We start from the raw sequence: 22,769 nt of genomic DNA, 5'->3' as shown, positions 1-22,769 counted from the left end.
CCGTCATTCGACCGCGATCTTCGCCTGCCGGATCACCTCGCGCCAGAGCGGCACCTCCCGCGCCACCCGCGCCTTCAGCCCCTCGGCGCCTTCCGGCACCACCGGCACGCCGGCGGTGCGGTAGCGCTGCGCCACCTCCGGCCGCGCCAGCACGGCCAGCACCGCGGATGCCAGGCGCTCCACGATCGGCGCCGGCGTCCCGGCCGGGGCATAGAGCGCGTTGAAGGTCTCGGAGACCGCATCGGCGATGCCGAGCTCGCCGAGCGTCGGCACCTGCGGCAGGTCGGGGGAGCGCGCCGCCCCGGTCTGCGCCAGCGCCAGGGTCTGGCCGCTGGCCCGCGCCGCCTCGACCGAGCCGCCCTGGCTGGCGATCAGCACCTGCGTTGTCCCGGCCAGGATCGCCTGCACCGCCGGCCCGGCGCCGAGGAAGGGGACATGCTGCAGCTGGATCCCCGTCCGCAGCTTCAGCACTTCCCCCGCCAGATGCGGCGTGGTGCCGATGCCGGGGCTGGCGTAGTTGAAGCGGTCCGGCTGCGCCTTCGCCATGGCGATCAGCTGGGCCAGCGAGGTGATGCCGCTGTCGGCCCGCACGCAGACCAGGTTGGGCGAGGCGCCGAGCGTGCCGACCGGGGCGAAGTCGCGGTAGGGGTCGTAGGGCGCGTTGCGGTAGAGGCTGGCATTCACCACGAAGACGCTGCTGGCACAGAGCAGGGTGTAGCCATCCGCCGCCGCCCGGGCGACATGGCCGATGCCGATATTGCCGCCGGCGCCGGGCTTGTTCTCGACCACCACCGGTCGGCCCAGGATCTCGGCCAGGCCCGGCGCCACCAGCCGGGCGGAGATGTCGGTGGACCCGCCGGGCGGGAAGCAGCAGACCAGGGTGATCGGCCGCTCCGGCCAGCTCCCCTGCGCGCGGACCGCGGGCGCTGCCAGCCAGCCTGCCGCGGCGACGATGCTGCGCCGGCCGATGCGGCCGGCGACGATATCCTGGACCATGGCTTCCCCCGCGGCGCGGTGCCTCTCCGGGCCACGCGTCGCGGGATTATACCGAAGTCGATCGCATGACCAAGCCGCCTCGCCCGGGTGCGGACCGCGTCAGGCGGCGGCCGGGGTCTCCTCGGGCGGATAGTTCAGCTCCACCGCGACGCCATCGGGGTCGAGGATGAAGAGCTGGGTCTGCCGGTCGCGCGGGATCACCCGCTCCTCGTGCTTGATGCCGCGCCGGGCCAGCCGCGCCTTCATCTCGGCCAGGCCGGTGCAGGTGAAGGCGATATGGTCGAGCAGGCCGGTCGGGCCGGATTCGCGGTGCTTCGGATGGGCGTCGTCCGCGCGCGGGCCAATCAGGTGCACCGTCGGGTTGTCGCCGACATAGAGCCAATAGCCCGGGAAGGGCAGCGGCGGCCGGTAGCCGACCTGCAGCCCGAGCACGTCCTCGTAGAACTGCCGGGTCCGCTCCAGGTCGACCGGGCGGATGGTGTAGTGGTTCAGGCCTTCCAACGGCATGACAGGACTCCCCTTCAGAAGAAACGGCCGGCCGGGTTCATCCCCAGGAAATGCTGGCCGCACATCTCCAGATGCGCCGTCCGCCCCTGCACCTGCTGGGCCGAGGCATGGATGTCGCGCATCCGCCGCTCGAACGGCCCGCCGGTCATGATCGCGGTGGCGCCGGCCTCGTGGTAGGCCCATTCGGCGACCTCCTTGGCGCGGTGGATCGCCGACGTCGTCGCCAGCCGCACCATCGCCCGTTCATGCATGGAGATCTCGCCGGTCCGGACGGCGATGGCGTGCGCCTCGTCCAGCACCTCGACCAGCCAGGCGCCGGCCGAGCGCAGCTTGGCCTCGCAGGTGGCGATGCCGTTCTGGATCACCTCGGACTCCCGCATCGGCTTCGTCATCGCCGCGGCGGTCTTGGTCTTCGCCATCTCGGTGAAGGCGTCCAGCATGCCGCGGGCGATGCCCATGGAGACGCCGGCGAAGCCCGAGGCGTAGAGGTTGGTGGTGGTGAACTTGTACAGCGGCGCGTCGATCCGCCGCTCCGCGTCGCTGTCGCGGCAGACCGCGAATTCCTCCGGCACGAAGATGTCGTCGTAGGTGTAGGTGTCGCTGTTGGTGCCGCGCAGGCCGACCACGTTCCAGACGTCGTGGAAGCGCACCTGCTCCCGCCGCACCAGCATGGTGCGCTCGTGCTGGGTGCCGTCGGCATTCTTGCGGATCGACCCGTCCGGCTCCTCGACCCGGCAATGCCCGCCCATCCAGGTGGCGTGGCGGTTGCCGCTGGCGAAGCCCCAGGTGCCGGACACCCGGTAGCCGCCGGGCACCACCTTGGCGAGGCCGTTGCCGAAGCCCCAGGCGAGCACCGCGCGCGGGTCGCCCCAGACCTCCCAGGCGGCCTCGGGCGCCATGTAGGCGGCGGCGAAGGAACAGCCCGACGCCTGGCAGAGGCACCAGCCGACCGAGCCATCGGCCGCGGCGATCACCTCCTGCATGCGGAAGAAGGTGGCGGGCGTCACCTCCTCCCCGTTATAGGCGCGGGGCAGCAGGGTGCGGAACAGCGTGGCGCCGTGCAGCGCGTCCAGCACCTCGGGGGTGAAGCGCTTGTCGGCCTCGATCCGCGGGGCATCGCGCTCGATCAGGCCGGCGATGGCCCGGGCCCGGGCGGCCGGGTCGGTCCGGCCGCGCATCGGCGTCACCCCGTCGAGTTCCAGCGCTGCGCTCATGCCCGTCTCCCTGCCGTGTTCGGTCGCCCGACCAAATCTCGACGCAGCGGCCCCGTCGTGTCAAGGACCGGCTCGCGCGCTATAGGAATCGTCGGCGCCGGCCAGTTCGGGTCGGCCAGGATGGGCTCAACGGGATGACGGTGACCGAGAAGACCAGGATGCCCGAGGCGGCGGTGGCCAGCGTGCGCGACCGCATCCTGGACGTGGCGCAGGAGCTCTTCGCCGAGCACGGCTATTCCGCCGCCTCCACCCGGGCGATCGCCCAGGCGGCCGGGGTCAACCTGGCCCAGCTGCACTATCATTTCGGTGCCAAGCGGGACCTGTTCAAGGCGGCCTACCTGCGCGGCGCGGTGCAGGTGACCGAGGCCCGCAGCAAGGCGCTGGCCGCGGCGCGCGCGGCGCATGGCGGGGCGCCGATCCCGCTCGGCGAGCTGGTCGAGAGCTTCGTCACCCCCTTCATGCTGAACGGCAAGACGCCCGAAGGCCGCGCCACGATGCGCATGCATGCCCGGCTGCACACCGAGCCCGACGACATCTCGAAGGACGTGCTCAGCACGGTCTACGACGAGACCACCCTGGCCTACACGGCCGAGTTCCAGCGGGTGCTGCCGCAGCTGACGCATGAGACGCTGTGCTGGCGGCTGTACTTCATGATGGGCGCCTATCGCTACACGCTGCTGCGCACCGGGCGGCTGGAGGCGATGAGCGGCGGCGCCTGCGACAGCGGCGACTTCGACCGCGCGGTGGCCGAGATCGTGCCTTTCCTCTGCGCCGGGCTGGCGGCGGCCTGACGTGCCCGTGTTCCCCGCAACCGCCGGCCACCGCTAGGCTCTACCGACGGACCCTCCGGAGGCGGCGATGCAGGCATTCGACGCGATCGTCATCGGCGCCGGCCAGGCCGGCCCCGCCCTCGCCTTCCGCCTGGCCGCCAGCGGGCGGCGCGTGGCGATGGTGGAACGCGCGGCGGTCGGCGGCACCTGCGTCAACACCGGCTGCACCCCGACCAAGACCCTGGTCGCCAGCGCCAGGGTCGCCCAGCAGGCGCGGCGCGCGGCGGAATACGGCGTGGTGCTGCAGGGCGAGGTCGGCATCGACTGGCCACGGGTGAAGGCGCGGATGGACGGCGTGGTCGCCCGGTCCCGCGACGGCCTCGCCCGGTCGCTGGAGGGCACGGAGAACATCACCTTCCTCCGCGGCCATGCCCGCTTCACCGAACCCCATGCGGTGGTGGCGGCCGGGGAAAGGCTGGAGGCGCCGTGGATCTTCCTCGATGTCGGCGGCCGCGCCGCGGCACCGCCCATCCCGGGGCTCGACGCGGTGCCCTGGCTGACCAATGCCTCGCTGCTGCGGCTGGAGGCGCTGCCGCGCCACCTGGCGATCATCGGCGGCAGCTATATCGGCCTGGAATTCGCCCAGATCTTCCGCCGCTTCGGCTGCGCGGTGACGGTGGTGGAACTGGCACCGAGGCTGATCCCGCGCGAGGACGCGGAGGTCTCGGCCACCATCCGGGAGATGCTGGAAGCCGAGGGCGTCGCCTTCCACCTCGGCGCCAAGGGCCTCGCGGTCGCGGCCGATGGCGACGGCGTCGCGGTCAGGCTCGACGGCGTGCCGGAGATCCGCGCCTCGCACCTCCTGCTGGCGACCGGGCGGAAGCCCAATACCGACGACCTCGGCCTGGACGCCGCCGGCATCGCCCGCGACGCGCGCGGCTTCATCACGGTGGACGACGCGCTGCAGACCAGCGTCGCCGGCGTCTGGGCGCTGGGCGAATGCAACGGCCGCGGCGCCTTCACCCATACCGCCTACAACGATTACGAGATCGTCGCCGACAACCTGCTGGAGGCCGCGGCGCGGAAGGTCACCGACCGGCTGCCCTGCTACGCGCTGTTCACCGACCCGGCCCTCGGCCGCGTCGGGATGTCGGAGGCCGAGGCGCGCGCCGCCGGGCACGACATCCTGGTCGGCAGGCGGCCGATGACGCGGGTCAACCGCGCGGTGGAGAAGGGCGAGACCACCGGCTTCATCAAGATCGTGGTCGATGCGGCGACGCGGCAGATCCTCGGCGCCGCCATCCTCGGCGTCGAGGGCGACGAGGCGGTCCATGGGCTGCTCGACCTGATGTATGCCAAGGCGCCGGCCTGGGTTATGCAGCGGGCGGTGCATATCCATCCCACGGTGTCGGAGCTCATCCCGACGGTGATGGGCGAGCTCAGGCCGGCCTGACGTGGCTCACCAGGCCATCGCCTCCTGCGGCTCCTGCGACACCCGGTCGAACAGCCGGCGATAGGCGCCCGCCCCGGCTTCCCGCGCCGCGCCCTGCCGCACCGCATGCTGGTCCCACATCCAGCTCCGCGCCGGGTCGTCGCGCATGTCCCATTCCGGGAAGAGCCGGGACGGCGTGTCGCCGCACCAGACCAGCGTGACCTCGACATGCCGATCGTCGCGCAGGATGCGGGCGAAGGTGGCGGTGACCGCGACGCGCTCGCCTTCCAGCATCTGCACGTAGAGATCGCCGCGGCAGATCAGCGCACCGGTGATGCCGTCCCGCCTGTTGTTGCGGCGGGCGCCGAGGAGGATGTCGTCGAGGGTCTGGGCATCGAAGCCGAAGGGCCGGGACGTGTAGATCAACTGGGTCAACGGCATGGACGAAGGGCTCCCGGGGGCGCCCAGACTGCGCTCGCCGCCGCCATTCCGCCAGCGGATTCAGGCGCTTGCCGGGACGCGGCCCTCGATCGGGTATTGCGGGTCGTTGTAGCCGGGGGTGGAGGGATGGCCGGGCGGGACCAGCGCATCGACCAGCGCCTCGTCCTCGGCGGTGAAGCGGTAGTCCAGCGCCGCCAGGTAGTCCTCCAGGTGCGCCTCGATGCGCGGCCCGACGATGCAGCCGGTGACGAGGCGGTTGTGCAGCACCCAGTTGATGGCGAGATGCGCCGGCGAGGTGCCGCGCGCCGCGGCATGGTCGCGGATGCGCGCCGCGATCGCCAGGGATTCCGGCCGCAGCTCGGTCTCGAGGATGCGCTTGTCCTGCCGGGCGGCGCGGCTGCCCGGCTCGGGTGCCTCGCCGGGGCGGTATTTCGCCGTCAGCACGCCACGCGCCAGCGGCGAGTAGGGGAAGATGCCCAGCCCGTAATGCGCCGCGGCCGGCAGTTGCTCGACCTCCGGCTGGCGGTTCATCGCGTTGTAGTAGGGCTGCGAGACGACGGGCCGGTCAATGCCAAGCTGGTCGCAGAGCCGGCAGATCTCGGCGATGCGCCAGGAGCGGTAGTTGGAGACGCCGAAATGGCGGATCTTGCCGGCCCGCACCAAGTCGCCCAGCGCGCGGACCGTGGTCTCCAGCGGCGTCGCGTGGTCCTCCTTGTGCAGGTAGAGGATGTCGATGAAATCGGTGCCGAGCCGCTTCAGGCAGGCCTCCGTCCCCTGCATCACCCATTTGCGCGACAGGCCGCCCTGGTTGGCCCCCTTGCCCACCCTGTTGGCGATCTTGGTCGCCAGCACCCAGGCATGGCGGCTGGCCCTGATCGCCGCACCGACCACTTCCTCGGACCGGCCACCGTTGTAGGCATCGGCGGTGTCGAGGAAATTGATGCCGGCCTCCGCCGCGCGGGCGATCAGCCGCTCGCTGGTCGGCGCGTCGGTCGGGCCGCCGAACATCATGGTGCCGAGGCAGAGCCGGCTGACGCCGATGCCGCTGCGGCCGAGGGTCCGATGGTCCATGGCGCGTCTCCCGTGCTGGCGGCGAGGCTTGCCGCCGGCAGGGAAGGCGTCAAGCCGCGGCGTAGCGCGACAGCGCCAGGTCGTCGGCGGCGATCTCCGGCGCCCGGCCGGTCATCAGGTCGGCCAGCAGCCTTCCGCTGCCGCAGGCCATGGTCCAGCCCAGCGTGCCGTGGCCGGTATTGAGGTGCAGGTTGCGGTAGCGGGTCGGCCCGACGACCGGCGTGCCGTCCGGCGTCATCGGCCGGAGCCCGGTCCAGAAGCTCGCCTGCGCCAGGTCGCCGCCGCGGGGGAAGAGGTCGCCGACCGAATGCGCCAGCGTCTCCCGCCGCGGCCGGCGCAGCCGCAGCGAGAAGCCGGCGAGCTCCGCCGTGCCGCCGACCCGGATGCGGTCGCCGAGCCGGGTGATCGCCACCTTGTAGGTCTCGTCCATCACGGTCGAGACCGGCGCGGCGGCCGCATCGGTCACCGGCAGGGTCAGCGAGTAGCCCTTCACCGGATAGACCGGCACATGGACACCGAGCGGCCGCAGCAGCGCCGGCGAGTAGCTGCCCAAGGCGACGACATAGGCGTCCGCGGTGATGCGGCCCGCGGCAGTGGTGACGCCGACCACCGCATCGCCCTCGGTCTCCAGCGCGGCGATGCTGACGCCCTGGCGGAACTCGACGCCGCGCGCCGCACAGAGCGCGGCGAGGCCCTGGGTGAACACATGCGCGTCGCCGGTCTCGTCGCCCGGCAGCCGCAGGCCGCCGACGAATTTGCCGGGCACGAGGCCCAGCGCCGGCTCGGCGCCGATGCAGCCGGCCGGGTCCAGTACCTCATACGGCACCCGGTAGGCGTCGAGCACCGCGGTGTCGTCGCCGACCAGGTCGAGCTGCTTCTGGGTGCGGAAGAGCTGCAAGGTGCCCTGGGTCCGCTGGTCGTAGGCGATGCCGGTCTCGTCGCGCAGGTCGCGCAGCACGTCGCGGCTGTACTCGGCCAGCCGGACCATGCGGCCCTTGTTGGTGCCGTAGGCCGCGACGTTGCAGTTCGCCAGCATCTGGCCGAGCCAGCGGTAGAGCCCGTGGTCCAGTGCCGGCCAGAGAACGAAGGGGCGGTGCCGCATCAGCAGCCACTTCATCGCCTTGATGGGGATGCCGGGGCCTGCCCAGGGGGCGGAATAGCCGGGCGAGACCTGGCCGGCATTGGCGAAGCTCGTCTCCATCCCCGGCGCCGGCTGGCGGTCGATGACCGTCACCTGGTGGCCCGCCTTCGAGAGGTACCAGGCGCTCGTCACGCCGACCACGCCGCTTCCGAGGACCAGGACCCGCATCGCCGCCTCCATTCCGTCGTCGGAAGGCTACCCGCCAGGTCCTGCAAATTTCACGCCGATGCGTCGAATTCCCTGCCGCGGCCGCGCGATCTGCCGCATGATCTGCGAAGGAATCGCAGATAATTCGATGCACGCCCTGGACGACACCGACCGCACCCTGCTGCGGCTGCTCCGCGCCGATGGCCGGATGAGCAACGCGGCGCTGGCCGAGGCGGTCGGCCTCTCGGCCTCCGCCTGCCTGCGCCGGCTGCGGCTGCTGGAGCATCGCGGGGTGATCCGCGGCTACACGGCGATCATCGCCGAGGCGCCGGTGCGCGACGGCGTCACCGTCATCGTGCAGATCACGCTCGAGCGGCAGACCGACGACAGCATGCAGCGCTTCGAGGTGGCGGTGCGGCGCTGCCCCGAGGTGCGCGAGTGCTACCTGATGACCGGCATGTCGGACTACCTGCTGCGGGTCGAGGCGCGCGATGCCGGCGACTACGAGCGCATCCACAAGGACGCGCTGTCCCGCCTGCCCGGCGTCGCCCGCATCCAGTCGAGCTTCGCCATCCGCAGCGTGGTGCGGGGGTAGGCGAGGCATGGAAGGAGGGAGAGCATTCCCTCCCCGTGCGACGCGCGGCAGGTGCGAGCCCGCGAGGGCGGAGGAAGGTCGATGGAGGAATCATCCTCCCTGGCCTGTTCCTAGACCGCCGGCGCCGCCACCCGCTGCAGGGCCTGCAGCAAGGCCACCCGGCTGACCGGCTTGGCCAGATGCAGCGTCATCCCGGCCTGCTGCACCCGCTCCCGCTCCTCGCGGGAGGTGCCGGCGGTCAGCGCGATGATCGGCGTCCGCGCATTCGGCCCCTGCTCCAGCCGCAGCCGCCGGGTCGCCTCGGTGCCGTCCAGGCCGGGCATGTTCACATCCATCAGGATGGCGTCGAACCGCCGTTCCTGCGCCGCCGCCACCGCCTCGATCCCGTCCTCGGCCAGGGTCACCCGATGGCCGGCGCCGACCAGGTAGGCGCGGATCAGGGTGCGGTTGGTCGCCACGTCGTCGGCCACCAGGATGTCCAGCGCCGGGCCATCCCGCACCGCCGAACCCTCCACCCGCTCCGGCGCGGCGGCCAGTTGCATCGGCAGCTCGAACCAGAAGACGCTGCCGCGGCCGGGCTGGGAGACGACGCCGATGCTGCCGCCCATCGCCTCCACCAGCCGGCGGCAGATCGCCAGGCCGAGGCCGGTGCCGCCGAAGCGCCGGCCGCCCTCGGTCTGCGCGAACATCTCGAACAGCCGCGCCTGCGCCTCGGGCGGAATGCCGATGCCGGTATCCTCCACCTCGACCCGCAGCCGGACCATGCCGGCCTTGGCCGGGCCGGACGCCCGGGCGCGCAGCATGACGCTGCCGCGCTCGGTGAACTTCACCGCATTCGACAGCAGGTTGCCGACCACCTGGCGGATGCGGGTGGCGTCCCCGGCGACCCAGGGCGGCAGGGCGGCATCGGCCTCCAGCGTGATCCGCAGCCCCTTCTCCCCGGCCAGGGCCCGGCTGAGCGCCAGCGACTGCCGCAGCATCTCGCCCAGCTGGAAGGGCTGCAGCTCGATGCTGACCCGGCCGGCCTCGATCTTGGCCATGTCGAGGATATCGTTCACCACCGAGAGCAGCACCCGGCCGGTCTCCACCACCACCTCGGCATGGCGGTGCTGCTCGGGCGGCAGGGGCGCGGCGGCCAGCAACTCGCCGAAGCCGAGCACCCCGGTCAGCGGCGTGCGGATCTCGTGCGCCATGACGGCGAGGATCTCCGCCCGCTGCCGCGCCAGGGCCTCGGCGGCCTCGATCCGCTCGCGCGCCAGCCGCTGCTGTTCGCGGCGGATCCGCCGGCGGGCCACCCAGATGCCGAACAGGGTCAGCGTGGCGAGCGACAGCGCCACCGCACCGGCCAGGATGGCCAGGCGCTGCTGCCGCCAGCCCGCCAGTTCCCGTTCCTCCTCGAACACCGCGGTGACGACCAGCGGCAGGCCGCGCGGCACTTGGTAGCCGGACAGCAGGCGCCGGCGGTCGCGGCTGCTGGCATAGGTCAGCCGTCCGGCCGGCGCGGCCCGGGCGGCGGCGATGACGGCATGGTCCGGGCTGGGCTCGCGCCCGAGATTGCCCGCCGGGTCGCGCCCGCGGGCGACGAGGGCGCCGTCCTGCAGCCGGCGGACCACCACCATGCGCCCAGGGCCGTCCAGCTGCGCCTGCAGCTCGCCCGACAGGGTGATCGGGTCGAGCGAGACGACCATAACCCCGTCGAAGCCGCCGTCGGGCGCTTCCAGCGGCCGGGTCACCTGCACCGACCAGCGCCCGGTGGTGCGGCCGATCAGCGGCCGGCTGACCGCGAGGCCGAGTTCCCCGCCGGAGGCGTGGATGCGGAAATGGTCGCGGTCGGCCAGGTTGGTGCCGACGGCGCCGGGCTGCGAGCCCCAGCTCTGCACCCCGTCCCGGCCGATGATGGCGACCTGGACCACGCCGAAACGGCCTTCCCGGGCGGTCGCGGTCAGCAGGGCCTCGATCGCCGCGGTGCCGGGGATGTCGTCCACCCGCAACAACGCCTGGCGGATGCGGACCAGGTCATGCAGGCTGTTCACCGCCTCGAAGGAGCGCAGCAGGGTCTGCGCGGCAGTGGTGGACTGCGCCTGGGCCAAGGTGAGGGCGGCGTCGACCGCCGCCGCCCGGCCCTGTGCCAGCAGCACGGCGGTCGCCGACCAGATGAGGCCGAGGGCGACCACCAGGACGGCCGCCCCGCGGCGGCGACCCGCACGCCACGGCGCGGCGGGGTCCTCGAGGCGGGGTGGCGTGGAGTCCATGCGTCCTGGGAGGGTTTGCCGGGCGCGCGAGATCGCGTCCGGGAGGAACCGCGATCCTACTGCCGATTGAACGGCCCGGGAAATCTCCCAACTCGCCATGAAGGCGTCATCGAGGAGGAAAGCTGGCGCGCCCGGCAGGACTTGAACCTGCGACCACACGCTTAGAAGGCGCGTGCTCTATCCAGCTGAGCTACGGGCGCCGCGCCTTGCAGCGCCGCTGTGCGAAGGTCACGGCAGCGCCGCGACGGTATGACGGCTTCGTGCAGCGGCGAAAATCAGTGTGTCCAGTTCTCGGTGCGGCCGAAGCGGAAGTTGTCGGCGTAGACCTTGGCCTTGATCCGGATCGGCTTGGGCTCCTCGACCTCGTAGCGCAGGCCGCGGGCCTCGGCATAGGCCACCGCCTCCTCCCGCGTCGGGAAGCGCAGGCGGACCTGGCCGTTGGTGTCGCCCGAGCCGGACCAGCCCATCAGCGGGTCGAGCCGTTGCCGCTCGCCCGGGGCGAATTCCAGCACCCAGTCCTGGGTCTTGCCGCGGCCTGACTGCATGGCGCTGCGTGGCGGCATGTAGATGCGGACGGTCTCGGTCGGGCCAGCCATCGATGTGATCCCCAAGGCAAGTATCGGGGCGAGAGGATTCGAACCTCCGACCCTCTGCTCCCAAAGCAGATGCGCTACCAGACTGCGCCACGCCCCGCCGGGCGCAACCTATGGGCCCGGACGCGCCGGGGCAATGGGGATGCGCCGGCCGATCCCGTTCCGGCGCGGATTTGTCCCCGGCGGGGAGGCCGGTCCCCGCTCCGGGCCGCCGGTCCAGACCGTTGCGCCAAGCGGCGCGACGGCCATCGGCGGCCTCAGGGCGCGTTGCCGAAGATCCGTTGCAGCACCCGGTCGCCGACCCGCAGGCCAAGCCGCTCCGCCGTCCCGGCCGCGAGTTCCAGGGTCGCCCGCACCGGGCCGCGGCTTTCGATGCTGGCCAGGGAATAGGGCACGGTGCGCTCAGCGATGCGGTGGACATGGCCGTCGGCGGTGATGAAGACCATGTCGAGCGCGGTGATCGTGTTGCGCATCCACATCGCCGATTCGCGCGGGCTGCCCCAGTCGAACAGCATGCCGCCATCCGGGGCGACGGAAGGCCGGAACATCAGCCCGACCGTCTGCTGGTCGGGCGACAGCGCCATCTCGACCCTGAACTCATGCCGCGTGCCGTCGCGGGTGAGGATGACCAGCGGCTCCTGCGGCAGGGTCGGCTGCGGGCCGGTCTGGGCGAGGCCGGGGCGGGCGGCCATCAGGCCGGCGAAAGCGAGGAGGGAGCGTCGGAGCATGCCGCAGCATGCCACCCGCGGCAGGCCCGGCCAACGCCCCCTTCCCGGCCGGCCGTGCCCGGCGGCATGCTGCGGCCATGACCGAGCTTCGCACCGCCCGCACCCCGACCCTCGAGATCGCCTATGCCGAGCACGGCCCGCCCGGCGGCCCGCCGGTGGTCCTGCTGCACGGCTTCCCCTATGCGCCACAGGGCTACGACGCGGTGGTGCCGCCGCTGGCCGCGGCCGGGCGGCGGGTGATCGTGCCCTACCTCCGCGGCTATGGGCCGACGCGGTTCCTGGCGCCGGACACGCCGCGCTCCGGCCAGCAGGCGGCGTTGGGGAAGGACCTGCTCGACCTGCTGGACGCGCTGGCGATCCCGCGCGCGGTGCTGGCCGGCTACGACTGGGGCGGCCGGGCCGCCTGCATCGTGGCGGCGCTCTGGCCGGAGCGCTGCGCCGGGCTGGTCTCCTGCACCGGCTACAACATCCAGGACATCGCAGGGTCCACCCGCCCGGCGGCGCCGGAGCAGGAACACCGCCACTGGTACCAGTACTACTTCCACACCGCGCGCGGCCGGGCCGGGCTGGAGGCCGACCGCGCCGGGATCGCCCGGCTGCTCTGGCGGCTCTGGTCGCCGGACTGGGCCTTCGACGACGCCACCTTCGCCGCCAGCGCCGCGGCCTTCGACAACCCGGATTTCGTGGATGTGGTGATCCAGTCCTACCGCCACCGCTTCGGCTATGCCGCGGGCGACCCGGCGCTGGAGGCGATCGAGGCGGCGCTGGCCGCCCAGCCGCGCATCGCGGTGCCGACCATCGCGCCGCATGGCGCCTCGGACGGGGTCGGGCCGGTCGAAGGCTCGGCCGGCCATGCGCGGTATTTCTCGGGCTTCTACGAGCGGCGGGTGATCCCCCGCGTCGGGCACAATCCGCCGCAGGAGGCGCCGGAGGCCTTCGCCCGCTGCATCCTCGACCTGCCGGCGGCTTGACGCAGGCGAGGCCGACCATCCGGCCCGCGTTTCCGCCAGGCGAAAGCGGCTGCGCAGTCTTGTGAATTGTCAATGAGAGTCGGAATGGCGACCCTCCATCAGGCGCCGCACGATTTTCGTATCGGAATAAGGCGCAGGCTTTATGTTCGCCCAGGCCCGCCGCATGCGGCCTGTTCCGGCAACCTCCCTACCATACGAACGGTCCTGGGCGGCCAGGCGATCCGCTTCCTGCGGCTCCGGCAATCCAGCCTGCCCCTCCTGGTCAACAGCACCGGCTTCTTCCTGATTTAAGGCCGTGCTGCATGGCCGACTGAACGCCCCGCACCCGGCTGGGATGGAGCGGATCCATGTCCAGCCGTTCCCAATCTCCTAATTGCTCCGGGCAATGCTGATCGTCCTGGCCCCTGGCCTGCGTGCTGGACCTGACGCGGATCGCCCGGCTTGCGCCGGTAGCCTTGCGGGACGATCCGCAGACAACGGCGGCACAAGGCAAGGCCAGGGAGGAGGCATCCTCCCCACGCCCCTCCTCCATCCTCGTCGGCCGGTTACCCGTCGTGCGGCGGGCACCGGCCCCCGCAAGGAAGGGCGGGGCCTGGGGAGGGAACACGCTCCCCGCCCCGGCCTTGCCCGCAAGCCCAAAGGGTCATCCCGCCGCGGGCAGGCCACGCAGCGTCGCGGCGGCCAGCCGCTGCACCGCCGCCCGCACCACCCCGCGGCGCGGCGCGTCGCGCAGCGTGGTGAACCAGTGCTCCGGCGGGTTGCGCCCGGCCGCCCGGTGGAAGGTCAGGTCGCGCAGCACCCGCTCGGCCGCGGGGGTCACCCGCTCGGGGATCTCGATCCCGTTCAGCGTGGCCCAGATACCGGCCCAGCAACGCCCGACGGACCAGGGGTTGTAGCCGCCGCCGCCCAGCACGATCAGCCGCGGCGCCGCCCCCATCAACGCCCGCACCACGCCCCAATGGGCGTTGTTGGACAGCGCGAGCCGCGACAGCGGGTCCTCCTCCAACGCATCCGCACCGGCCTGCAGCATGATCGCCTGCGGCCGCAGATGCCGCACCACCGGGAGGATCGCCTCGTGCAGCAGCCAGAGCATCTCGGCATCGTGGAAGCCGGCCGGGACCGGCAGGTTGCGGGCATGGCCGCCGGCGCGGTCGTCGGCTGCCCCCGTGAAGGGCCAGCGTTCGGCCTCGTGCAGGCTCAGCGTGAAGACCCTGGGATCGTCGTGGAAGGCGTCCTGCACGCCGTCGCCGTGATGCGCGTCGATGTCGATGTAGAGGACGTTGTCCAGCCCCTGGTCCAGCCAGCTCAGCAGGCCGAGCACCGGGTCGTTCAGGTAGCAGAAGCCGCTGGCGCGGTCCGGCCGGCCGTGATGCGTGCCGCCGCCCGGGCAATGCACCACGCCGCCATGCTCGGTCAGCCGCGCCGCCAGCATGCAGCCGCCGGCCGAGGTGGCGGGGCGGGAGAAGACCTCGCGGTACACCGGGTTGCCATGCGCGCCGATGTGGAAGCGGGCCTTGTCCGCCGGGTCGACAAGCTGCGTCGCCTCGGCCCGCTGCAGCGCGGCGATGTAGTCGCGGTGGTGGAAGCGGGCGAGCTGGTCCGGCGTGGCCAGCGGCGCCGGCACCCAGCCGCCCGGCGGCATCCAGCCCATCGCCGCGATCAGGTCGAGTGCGGTCGAGACGCGCGGGATCGCCAGCGGGTGTTTCGGCCCATAGGAAGACCGGCGATAGATCTCCGAGCCGATCAGGATGGGGGCACGGCGCGTCGCGGACAGCATCGCCCCCGATATGCGCCGCCCCGACGCCGGCGCAAGCGGGACGGCAGGTGCTGCCGGAGTCGGGCGTGGAGGCGCCCGGCATCGCCATCGGCCGATCCCCCATCTCCGCAGCCGCATCGGCGTCCGCCGGCACGGTCGGCCTCGACGGCCGATCCGATGTCCCGGCGCCGCGCCCCAGCCCCCTGGCCGCCGCACGCCTGCCCTGTCCGGCCGTGCCACCGCCGCGGCGCCCTCGCATGCAGCGCCGGCGTCCCCGATACAGAATCCGCGTCGAGGCGAACGAAGTCCTGACGCCGCAGACCTCCGGTAGTGTATTGATTGCAGCCGGAGCCGGGGGTGGAAGGGCGGGCCGATGCCAGCAGGGCCTGCGGGACGCGGGCGAGGATGTGGCGACCGGGCAAGGCACCGGGAGGGCGGCGCATGACCGGCGGCCGGCCGACCGGTCATGCGCCGCCGGACGCCGACATCGAACTCGAGGCCGAGCGCGTCTCGATCCTGTTCCGCCAGACGCCGATGGCCGCCGGGGTCGCCGCGGTGAACGCCACGCTGATGACCGCGATCCTGCTCAGTACGGAGGGCGATCGCCGGGCGCTGGCCTGGCTTGCCGCCATGCTGCTGGTCGCCGGGCTGCGGCTGCTCGCCACCCTGGCCTGGCGGCGCGACCCGGCGGCGCGGGCGCATGCCAGGGCCTGGGGCCTGATCGGCACCGCCGGCGCCTTCGCCGCCGGGCTGGTGCTGGGCGGCGGGGCGATCTGGCTCTGGCCGGAATCGGAAACGCGGCAGCTGTTCTGGGTCTTCCTGGTCGGCGGCATGTGCGCCGGCGCGGCCGGGCTGCACCACGCCCACCTGCCGACCCTGCTGGCCTTCATCCTGCCGGCCGCCCTGCCCTTCGTCGCCCGCTACGCGTTGGAAGGGACCGAGCGCGGCTTCGGCGCGGCGGCGATGATCCTGGTCTTCCTCACCGCGGTCTCGGCGAGCGCCTGGCGGGCGGGCGGCGACTTCGCCGCCAATCTCCGCCTGCGGCTCGACCTGGCCCGCCAGGCGCAGGAGCTGGATGCGACGAACCTCCGGCTGCGGGAGGAGATGGCCCGCCACCGCGCCACCGAGGCCTCGCTGCGCCAGGCGCAGAAGATGGAAGCGGTCGGCCAGCTCACCGGCGGGATCGCGCATGACTTCAACAACCTGCTGACCGCGGTGCTCGGCAGCCTGGCGATGCTGCGCAAGCGCCTGCCGGCCGACGACGCCCGCGCCGCCCGGCTGGTGGACAACGCGCTGCAGGGTGCCCAGCGCGGCGCCGCGCTGACCCAGCGGCTGCTGGCCTTCGGCCGCCGGCAATCGCTGAACCCGGCGCCGGTCGCGCTGCCCGCCCTGGTCGGCGGCATGGCCGAGCTGCTGCGCGGGGCGCTCGGCGGGGCGGTGCATCTGCGGACCGAATTCCCGCCCGGCCTGCCGCCGGTCTTCGCCGATGCCAACCAGCTCGAGCTCGCCGTGCTGAACCTCGCGGCCAATGCACGGGACGCCCTGCCCGGGGGCGGCGAGATCGCCATCGCCGCGGCGGAATGCCAAGTGGGGCCCGGCGAGGCCGGCGGGCTGCGGCCCGGCGCCTATGTGGTGCTCAGCGTCACCGACGCCGGGTCCGGCATGGACGAGGCGACGCTGGCCCAGGCGATGGAGCCCTTCTTCACCACCAAGGGGGTGGGCAAGGGCACCGGGCTCGGCCTGCCCATGGTGCATGGGCTGGCGGCCCAATCAGGCGGGCGGTTCCTGCTGCGCAGCACGCTCGGCGTCGGCACGGTGGCGGAGCTCTGGCTGCCGCGCGCCTCGGCGGTGGCGGCGGACGCGCCGCGCGATGCGGCGGCGGCGCCGCGGCCGCCCATCCGGCGCGGCACGCTGCTGCTGGTCGACGACGACCCGCTGGTGCTGGCGAGCACCGCGGCGATGCTGGAGGATCTTGGCCACCAGGTGATCGAGGCAGCCTCGGGCGCCGAGGCGCTGGAGCGGGTGGAGGCGAACCACGCGATCGACCTGGTGATCACCGACTACGGCATGCCCGGGATGACCGGCCTGCAACTGGCCGAGGCGCTGCGCCGGCGGCGCCCCGGCCTGCCGGTGCTGCTGGCCACCGGCTATGCCGAGCTGGAGGGCGAGGCCGCCAACGGCCTGCCGCGGCTTGCCAAGCCTTTCGAGCAGGCGGCGCTGGCGCGGGCGACGGACGAATGCCTTGCCGGGGTGCGGGCGGAATAGGCCAGGCCAGGGAGGACGTATCCTCCCTCAGGCCCCTCCGCCATTGCCGTGGGCCGGCACCCGCCGCGCGGCAGGTCTCGACCCACGGGAAGGGAAGGCCGCGGGGAGATTGGCGCCTGGGGAGGGAATAGGTCGCCCGCCCAAGCCTCCGCTTCCTAGCCCGCTGCGGCGGCGATCGCCAGGAAGTCCGCCGCGACCAGGCTGGCGCCACCGACCAGCGCGCCGTCGACATGCGGCAGGGCCAGGATCGCCTTGGCATTGCCCGGCTTGACCGAGCCGCCGTAGAGGATGCGCAGGCCCCCGCCGGCAGTCCCGAAGCGCCCGACCAGGTTCGCCCGGATCGCCGCATGGATGGCCGCGATGTCGGGCTCGGTCGGGGTGCGGCCGGTGCCGATCGCCCAGACCGGCTCGTAGGCCACGACGCCCCCGGCCGCCGCGAACCCATCCGGCAGGCTGCCGTCGAGCTGGCCGGTGACCACCGGCTCGGCCTCGCCGGCCAGGCGCTGCGCCTCCGACTCGCCGACGCACACGATCGGGGTCAGCCCCGCCGCCAGCGCCGCCTCGGCCTTGGCCCGCACCGCGGCATCGGCCTCGGCATGGTCGGCCCGGCGTTCCGAATGGCCGAGGATGACATAGCCGGCGCCGACATCCTTCAGCATGGCGGCGGCGACGTCGCCGGTATGGGCGCCCTTCGCGGCGGCGTGGCAATCCTGCCCGCCGACCGCCAGGCCGCCCTGGCTGGCGACCAGGTGCAGATAGGGAAAGGGCGGGCAGACCAGCAGCTCGGCGCCGGGCGACCTGACCTGGGCCGCGCCCTCGCGCACCGCGGCGGCCAGGGAGGCGGCCTCGGCCAGGGTCCCGTGCATCTTCCAATTGCCGGCGATCAGCGGGCGCACTCCGGGCGTCATGGCGTCCTCCATTCCATGCCCAGCCCGTATCCGCCGCGCCCCGGTTTGGCAACACGGGGGCTTCTCCGCTATGGCAGCCGCCAAATCCGCGCACGGACACCGATGCTCACCGCACTTCGCCGCCTCGCCGGGACCTGGGTCGCCAAGGGCCTGTTCGTCCTGCTCATCCTCTCCTTCGCCGTCTGGGGCATCGGTGACGTGGGGAGGACCCTCTTCGCCCCCGACACCTCCCTCGCCCGCGTCGCCGGCGAGCCGGTGACGCTGGAGGAGGGCCAGGCCGCCATGCGGCGGGAGATGCAGCGGCTCGCCCGCCAGCTCGGCAGCCAGTTCGAGAACGACCCGCGCATCCGCCGCGCCATCGCCGAGCAGGCGGTGGACCAGCTCGTGCTCGACCGCGTGCTGCGGGCCGAGACGGAGCGCCTGCAGGTCGCGGTGCCGGATGCCGCGGTGCGGGACTTCGTCTTCGGCATCGAGGGATTCCGCGGCCTCGACGGCCAGTTCTCCCAGGCGGTGTTCCAGAATTTCCTGCGCACCAACGACCTGACCGAGCCGCGCTTCCTCGACCTGATCCGCGCCGACCTGGCGCGGCAGCAGGTGGCGATGGCGGTGCGCTCCGGCGTCGCCGGGCCGGACGCGCTGGCCAAGCCGCTGCTGCGCTGGCTGGAGGAACAGCGCGACGTCACGCTGGTGACCCTGGCGACCGACCAGGCGGCCGAGCCGGCGGCGCCGGAGGAGGCGCAGCTGAAGCGCTTCCACGAGAACAACCCGGACCGCTTCTCCTCCCCCGAATACCGGGAGGCCACCGTCGCGGTGCTGACCGCCGAGCTGCTGTCGCGCGAGGTCGAGGTGACCGAGGCCGAGATCGCCGCCGCCTACGACGCGCGGCGCGGCCAGTTCGGCACGCCGGAGAAGCGGCGTCTCGCGCAGGTCCTGGTGCCGGACGAGGCCAAGGCCCGCGAGATCTCCGCCGCCTGGACCGCCGGCGCCGATCTCGAGGCGATCGCCGCCCAGGCCAAGGCCGCCGGCGGCGAGGCGATCGAGCTCGGCGAGGTCGAGCGCGCCGGCCTGCCGGTGGCCGAACTGGCCGAGGCCGCCTTCGCCGCACCCGAGGGGAGCGTCACCGCGCCGGTGCAGAGCCCCTTCGGCTGGCATGTCTTCAAGGTCGAGACGGTCGAGGCCGGCCAGGAGAAGCCGCTGGCCGAGATTCACGACCAGCTGAAGCGCGACCTGGCGCAGGAGAAGGCCGCCGACATCGCCTTCGAGCGCGCCAACAAGATCGAGGACGCGCTGGCCGGCGGCGCGACCCTGCCCGAGGTGGCGAAGCAGTTCGGGCTTGGCCTGGCCAGCTTCCGCGCCGATGCGGCCGGGCTGGATGCCGCGGGCAAGCCGGTGGAGCTGCCGGTGATCGAGGCCGCCCGCGCGCCGCTGCTGAAGGCCGTCTTCGGCACCGAGCGCGGCGCCGCGCCGCGGCTGCAGGAAACCGAGGCGGGCTTCGTCGCGGTCGAGATCAAGGACGTCGCCCCGCCGGCGCTGCGCCCCTTCGAGACGGTGGAGCCGGAGGTGCGCTCCGCCTGGGAGCAGGACGCGAAGCGCCGGGCGCAGGAGGCCCGCGCCGCCGGGCTGCTGGCCGCGACCCGGGAGGGCAAGCCGCTGGCCGAGGCCGCGACGGCGGCCGGGCTGGGCTGGCGCGAAGTGGGCGCGGTGCGGCGCGACCCGCAGCAGGGCGCGGCGGTCCCGCGCGAGCTGCTGGCGCCGCTGTTCGAGCTGAAGCTGCACGAGACCACCATGGCGCAGACCCGCGACGGCTTCGCGGTGGCCCAGGTGCAGGCGATCACCCCGGGCGACCCGGAGGCCGATGCCGCCGGGCTCAAGCGGCTGCGCGGCGAGGTCGCCCAGGCGATGGCGCAGGATATCGACGTGCAGTTCCTCGGCGCGCTGCGGGCGCGGTCGGACGTGCGGCTGAATCCGCGGATGCTGGACGTGCTGGCGCAGCCCTGAGGCAAGATCGGGGAGGTGAAGGCATTGCCTCCCCCTCACCGCGCGGCTGGTGCCAAACCCGGAAAAACAGATGAGGGGTCCGGGGAGAATGCCTTCTCCCCGGCCTTGGCTCAGCTCACCTCGCCGGACATCAGCGCGCCGAACCGGTCGTAGGTCTTGCCGTTGAAGCGCTGCAGCTGCATCTGCCGGATCGGCCGGTAGTTGGTCGGGCTGGAGTTCAGCTTGATCCCCGGCAGCAGGGTGGCGATCTCGACGTCCTTCAGGCTGGCCGCCTGCCGCATGATGTTCTCCCGGCCGGCATCGGCGCCGCATTGCCGCAGCACCTGCTCCATCGCCCGCGCCGCGGTGTAGCCGTAGACCGAATTGGCATCCGTCAGGTCGGCATCCGGCATGTACTTCGCCATGAAGGCGCGCCAGGCCAGCATGCCGGCATCCTGTGCCCAGGCCGGGTCGGTCGGGTCCTTCAGATAGGCCGCGGTGGTCAGCCCGACCGCCTTCTCCAGCCCGGCCGGCTGGATCACCACCCCCACCGAATTGGCGCCGTAGTGGACGCAGGTGGTCGGCTTCCAGCCGATCTCGTGCATCTTGCGGATGGCCATGGAGGCGAATTTGGCGGTTACCGCCAGCACCAGCCCCTGGCAGCCGCTGCCCTGCAGCGACAGGATCTGCTGGTCGATGGTGGGATCGGTGCTCTCGTAGCTGAGCACCTTGGTGGCTTCCTCGAATTTCGGCCCCAGCACGTCGCGCACGCCATGGACGTAGTCGCGGCCGAAATCGTCGTTCTGGTGCAGGATGGCGATGCGGCCGCCCGGGTGCGCCGCCAGGATATGCCTGGCATAGAGCTGCGCCTCGATCCGGTAGCTCGGCGGGAAGCCCATGGTCCAGGGGAAGTCCTGGTAGTTGCTCCATTTGTCGGCGCCGGTGGAGGGGAACAGGTTCGGCACCTTGCGCTGGTTGGTGTAGCGCAGCACCGCGCTGTTGGTCGGCGTGCCGAGATTGCTGAACAGGCAGGCGACCTGGTCCTGCTCGACCAACCGGCGCACCTGCTCGACCGTCTTCGGCGGGCTGTAGGCGTCGTCGTAGGACAGGAACTTGATCTTCCGCCCGGCGATGCCGCCGTCGTCGTTCAGCTTGCGGAACCAGGCATCCATGGTCTTGCCCTGGATGCCGAGGCTGGAGACCGGGCCGCTGTAGGACATGGTGTTGCCGATGCGGATCTCGCCGGCGGTGACGCCGGGCGAGGCCTGCGCGGCGGCAAGGCGCGGCGCGGCGAGCGCTACGGCAGCCGCGCCCCCGAGGAGCGTGCGACGCGAGGTCATGAACGATTCTCCCATGCTGCATTGGGCAGGGCCGGGCGACCGACCATGCCTGGGAATGAGCCTAGGCCCGGCCGCGCGGTCCTCGCCACATCATCCGGCACTCGCTAGAACCGCTACGCGCCCTTGGCGCCCAGCACAGGATCACAGCCGATGCCGCTTCCCGATTTCGCCAGCTTCAGCGCCGGTCTTGCCGCGGGGCATGGCCAGGTGCTGTGGCGCGAGCGGGTGGCGGATCTCGACACGCCGGTCGGCACCTTTCTCAAGCTGGCGCATGGCAAGCCGAACAGCTTCCTGCTCGAGAGCATCGAGGGCGGCGCCGCCCGCGGCCGCTATTCCGCCATCGGGATGGAGCCGGACCTGATCTGGCGCTGCCGCGGCGGCCGGGCGGAGCTGAACCGCCATGCCCTGGCCGCGCCGCATGCCTTCGAGCCCACCGAGGGCGAGGCGCTCGACAGCCTGCGCGCCCTGGTCGCCGCCAACCTGATGCCGCTGCCGGCCGGGCTGCCGCCGATCGCCACCGGCCTGTTCGGCTATCTCGGCTACGACATGGTCCGGCTGATGGAGCGCCTGCCGGCGAAGAACCCCGACGTCATCGGCATCCCGGACGCGGTGCTGATGCGGCCGACCCTGGTCGCCGTGTTCGACCACGTGCGGGATGCGCTCAGCCTCTTCACCACGGTCTGGCCGCTGCCGGGACTCGACCCGCAGGCCGCCTGGGACAGTGCCCAGGCGCGGCTCGACGAGGCGGAGGCGGCGCTCGACCGCCCGCTGCCCCGCCCGGCCGCGCCGGTCAGCCTGCCGACCCTGCCGGAGCCGTCCAGCAACTTCACGCGCGAAAGCTTCGTCGCCGCGGTGGAGACGGCGAAGGAGTATATCCGCGCCGGCGACTGCTTCCAGGTGGTGCCGTCGCAGCGCTTCTCGGTGCCCTTCGCGCTGCCGCCCTTCGCGCTCTACCGCGCGCTGCGGCGGATCAACCCGGCGCCCTATTTGTTCTTCTTCGACTTCGGCGGCTTCGCCGCGGTCGGCGCCAGCCCGGAGATCCTGGTGCAGCTGCGCGACGGCACGGTCACCGTCCGCCCGCTGGCCGGCACCCGCCGCCGCGGCGCGACGCCCGAGGAAGACAAGGCGCTGGAGGTCGAGCTGCTGGCCGACCCGAAGGAGCGGGCCGAGCACCTGATGCTGCTCGACCTCGGCCGCAACGATGTCGGCCGGGTCGCGGCCATCGGCAGCGTCAGGGTGACCAGCCAGTTCCAGATCGAGCGCTACAGCCAGGTCATGCATATCGGCTCCGAGGTGCAGGGCCGGCTGCGCGACGGGCTGACCGCGATCGACGCGCTGGCGGGCGGTTTCCCGGCCGGGACGCTGACCGGCGCGCCCAAGGTCCGCGCGATGGAGATCATCGAGGAGCTGGAGCCCTCCCGGCGCGGGATCTATGCCGGCGGCTTCGGCTATTTCGGCGCCGATGGCGGCATGGACACCTGCATCGGCCTGCGCACCGCGCTGGTGAAAGACGGGGTGATGCATGTGCAGGCCGGCGCCGGCGTGGTCGCCGACAGCGACCCGGTGGCGGAATACGAGGAGACGAAGCAGAAGGCCCGCGCCCTGTTCCGCGCGGCGGAGGAAGCGGTGCGCTTCGCCGCCGGGCGGAAGTAGACGGCGCCGCCG

At 72.7% G+C, this 22,769-nt stretch carries 20 protein-coding genes and 2 tRNA genes; 8 read left to right on the top strand and 14 right to left on the bottom strand.

Annotated elements, in window-relative coordinates; all coding sequences use genetic code 11:
* Positions 1-3: 3 nt before the first annotated feature.
* From ACFQS7_RS22305 to ACFQS7_RS22295, 3 genes are all read right to left on the bottom strand, one after another.
* Positions 4-996 carry a Bug family tripartite tricarboxylate transporter substrate binding protein gene (locus tag ACFQS7_RS22305; protein WP_380069340.1) on the bottom strand — a complete coding sequence of 331 codons (993 nt, stop codon included), beginning with the start codon at positions 994-996 and terminating at the stop codon, positions 4-6.
* Positions 997-1,095: 99 nt separating this feature from the next.
* Positions 1,096-1,503 (bottom strand): VOC family protein, encoded by a 408-nt coding sequence (locus ACFQS7_RS22300; protein WP_380069339.1) that lies wholly within the window; start codon positions 1,501-1,503, stop codon positions 1,096-1,098.
* 14 nt (positions 1,504-1,517) lie between these two features.
* Positions 1,518-2,717: an acyl-CoA dehydrogenase family protein gene (locus ACFQS7_RS22295; RefSeq protein ID WP_380069338.1), complete on the bottom strand. Its 1,200-nt coding sequence runs from the start codon at positions 2,715-2,717 to the stop codon at positions 1,518-1,520.
* A 134-nt stretch (positions 2,718-2,851) separates the two neighbouring features.
* Here ACFQS7_RS22295 and ACFQS7_RS22290 point away from each other — a divergent pair, with 134 nt between their 5' ends.
* Together ACFQS7_RS22290 and ACFQS7_RS22285 are read left to right on the top strand one after the other, a co-directional pair.
* Positions 2,852-3,508: a TetR/AcrR family transcriptional regulator gene (locus ACFQS7_RS22290; protein WP_380069337.1), complete on the top strand. Its 657-nt coding sequence runs from the start codon at positions 2,852-2,854 to the stop codon at positions 3,506-3,508.
* A 67-nt stretch (positions 3,509-3,575) separates the two neighbouring features.
* Complete coding sequence (locus ACFQS7_RS22285; protein WP_380069336.1) at positions 3,576-4,940, top strand: FAD-containing oxidoreductase; 1,365 nt, start codon at positions 3,576-3,578, stop codon at positions 4,938-4,940.
* A 6-nt stretch (positions 4,941-4,946) separates the two neighbouring features.
* Here the strand turns inward: ACFQS7_RS22285 and ACFQS7_RS22280 are convergent, their stop codons facing one another.
* From ACFQS7_RS22280 to ACFQS7_RS22270, 3 genes are read right to left on the bottom strand one after another with little or no spacing between them, the layout of a single operon-like run.
* Positions 4,947-5,360: a BLUF domain-containing protein gene (locus tag ACFQS7_RS22280; RefSeq protein WP_380069335.1), complete on the bottom strand. Its 414-nt coding sequence runs from the start codon at positions 5,358-5,360 to the stop codon at positions 4,947-4,949.
* A gap of 60 nt (positions 5,361-5,420) precedes the next feature.
* Positions 5,421-6,431 (bottom strand): aldo/keto reductase, encoded by a 1,011-nt coding sequence (locus tag ACFQS7_RS22275; protein ID WP_380069334.1) that lies wholly within the window; start codon positions 6,429-6,431, stop codon positions 5,421-5,423.
* Between the two features lie 49 nt (positions 6,432-6,480).
* Entirely contained in the window at positions 6,481-7,740 is a 1,260-nt protein-coding gene (locus ACFQS7_RS22270; RefSeq protein ID WP_380069333.1) for a D-amino acid dehydrogenase, read from the bottom strand.
* 127 nt (positions 7,741-7,867) lie between these two features.
* Here ACFQS7_RS22270 and ACFQS7_RS22265 point away from each other — a divergent pair, with 127 nt between their 5' ends.
* Positions 7,868-8,314 (top strand): Lrp/AsnC family transcriptional regulator, encoded by a 447-nt coding sequence (locus ACFQS7_RS22265; RefSeq protein WP_380069332.1) that lies wholly within the window; start codon positions 7,868-7,870, stop codon positions 8,312-8,314.
* A 110-nt stretch (positions 8,315-8,424) separates the two neighbouring features.
* Here ACFQS7_RS22265 and ACFQS7_RS22260 read toward each other — a convergent pair whose 3' ends face one another.
* From ACFQS7_RS22260 to ACFQS7_RS22240, 5 genes are all read right to left on the bottom strand, one after another.
* The gene (locus tag ACFQS7_RS22260; RefSeq protein ID WP_380069331.1) at positions 8,425-10,566 is read right to left on the bottom strand and encodes an ATP-binding protein; all 2,142 of its coding nucleotides are present in this window, start codon (positions 10,564-10,566) and stop codon (positions 8,425-8,427) included.
* A gap of 123 nt (positions 10,567-10,689) precedes the next feature.
* Positions 10,690-10,766 (bottom strand) — tRNA-Arg (locus ACFQS7_RS22255).
* 75 nt (positions 10,767-10,841) lie between these two features.
* The gene (locus ACFQS7_RS22250; RefSeq protein ID WP_380069330.1) at positions 10,842-11,162 is read right to left on the bottom strand and encodes an ETC complex I subunit; all 321 of its coding nucleotides are present in this window, start codon (positions 11,160-11,162) and stop codon (positions 10,842-10,844) included.
* A 23-nt stretch (positions 11,163-11,185) separates the two neighbouring features.
* A tRNA-Pro gene (locus ACFQS7_RS22245) sits at positions 11,186-11,259 on the bottom strand.
* A gap of 157 nt (positions 11,260-11,416) precedes the next feature.
* Positions 11,417-11,887: a DUF192 domain-containing protein gene (locus ACFQS7_RS22240; protein WP_380069329.1), complete on the bottom strand. Its 471-nt coding sequence runs from the start codon at positions 11,885-11,887 to the stop codon at positions 11,417-11,419.
* A 77-nt stretch (positions 11,888-11,964) separates the two neighbouring features.
* Between ACFQS7_RS22240 and ACFQS7_RS22235 the strand changes: the two genes are divergently transcribed.
* Positions 11,965-12,858: an alpha/beta fold hydrolase gene (locus ACFQS7_RS22235; protein ID WP_380069328.1), complete on the top strand. Its 894-nt coding sequence runs from the start codon at positions 11,965-11,967 to the stop codon at positions 12,856-12,858.
* Between the two features lie 84 nt (positions 12,859-12,942).
* Positions 12,943-13,149, top strand: a complete 207-nt coding sequence (locus tag ACFQS7_RS22230) for a hypothetical protein (RefSeq protein ID WP_380069327.1) — start codon at positions 12,943-12,945, stop codon at positions 13,147-13,149.
* Positions 13,150-13,501: 352 nt separating this feature from the next.
* Here ACFQS7_RS22230 and ACFQS7_RS22225 read toward each other — a convergent pair whose 3' ends face one another.
* Complete coding sequence (locus ACFQS7_RS22225; RefSeq protein WP_380069326.1) at positions 13,502-14,635, bottom strand: acetoin utilization protein AcuC; 1,134 nt, start codon at positions 14,633-14,635, stop codon at positions 13,502-13,504.
* A 420-nt stretch (positions 14,636-15,055) separates the two neighbouring features.
* Here ACFQS7_RS22225 and ACFQS7_RS22220 point away from each other — a divergent pair, with 420 nt between their 5' ends.
* Positions 15,056-16,879 carry a response regulator gene (locus ACFQS7_RS22220; RefSeq protein ID WP_380069325.1) on the top strand — a complete coding sequence of 608 codons (1,824 nt, stop codon included), beginning with the start codon at positions 15,056-15,058 and terminating at the stop codon, positions 16,877-16,879.
* Between the two features lie 155 nt (positions 16,880-17,034).
* Here ACFQS7_RS22220 and tpiA read toward each other — a convergent pair whose 3' ends face one another.
* Positions 17,035-17,775 carry a triose-phosphate isomerase gene (tpiA, locus tag ACFQS7_RS22215; RefSeq protein ID WP_380069390.1) on the bottom strand — a complete coding sequence of 247 codons (741 nt, stop codon included), beginning with the start codon at positions 17,773-17,775 and terminating at the stop codon, positions 17,035-17,037.
* Between the two features lie 114 nt (positions 17,776-17,889).
* Between tpiA and ACFQS7_RS22210 the strand changes: the two genes are divergently transcribed.
* Positions 17,890-19,785 (top strand): peptidyl-prolyl cis-trans isomerase, encoded by a 1,896-nt coding sequence (locus ACFQS7_RS22210; protein ID WP_380069324.1) that lies wholly within the window; start codon positions 17,890-17,892, stop codon positions 19,783-19,785.
* Between the two features lie 110 nt (positions 19,786-19,895).
* Here the strand turns inward: ACFQS7_RS22210 and ACFQS7_RS22205 are convergent, their stop codons facing one another.
* Positions 19,896-21,104 carry an ABC transporter substrate-binding protein gene (locus ACFQS7_RS22205; protein WP_380069323.1) on the bottom strand — a complete coding sequence of 403 codons (1,209 nt, stop codon included), beginning with the start codon at positions 21,102-21,104 and terminating at the stop codon, positions 19,896-19,898.
* A gap of 150 nt (positions 21,105-21,254) precedes the next feature.
* Here ACFQS7_RS22205 and trpE point away from each other — a divergent pair, with 150 nt between their 5' ends.
* Positions 21,255-22,757, top strand: coding sequence for an anthranilate synthase component I (gene trpE, locus ACFQS7_RS22200; RefSeq protein ID WP_380069322.1), 1,503 nt, complete (start codon positions 21,255-21,257; stop codon positions 22,755-22,757).
* Positions 22,758-22,769: the final 12 nt, after the last annotated feature.

Source organism: Dankookia sp. GCM10030260 (assembly GCF_042666655.1).
In the GTDB taxonomy this organism is placed as follows: domain Bacteria; phylum Pseudomonadota; class Alphaproteobacteria; order Acetobacterales; family Acetobacteraceae; genus Paracraurococcus.
This window is presented reverse-complemented; position numbering and strand designations above follow the sequence as displayed.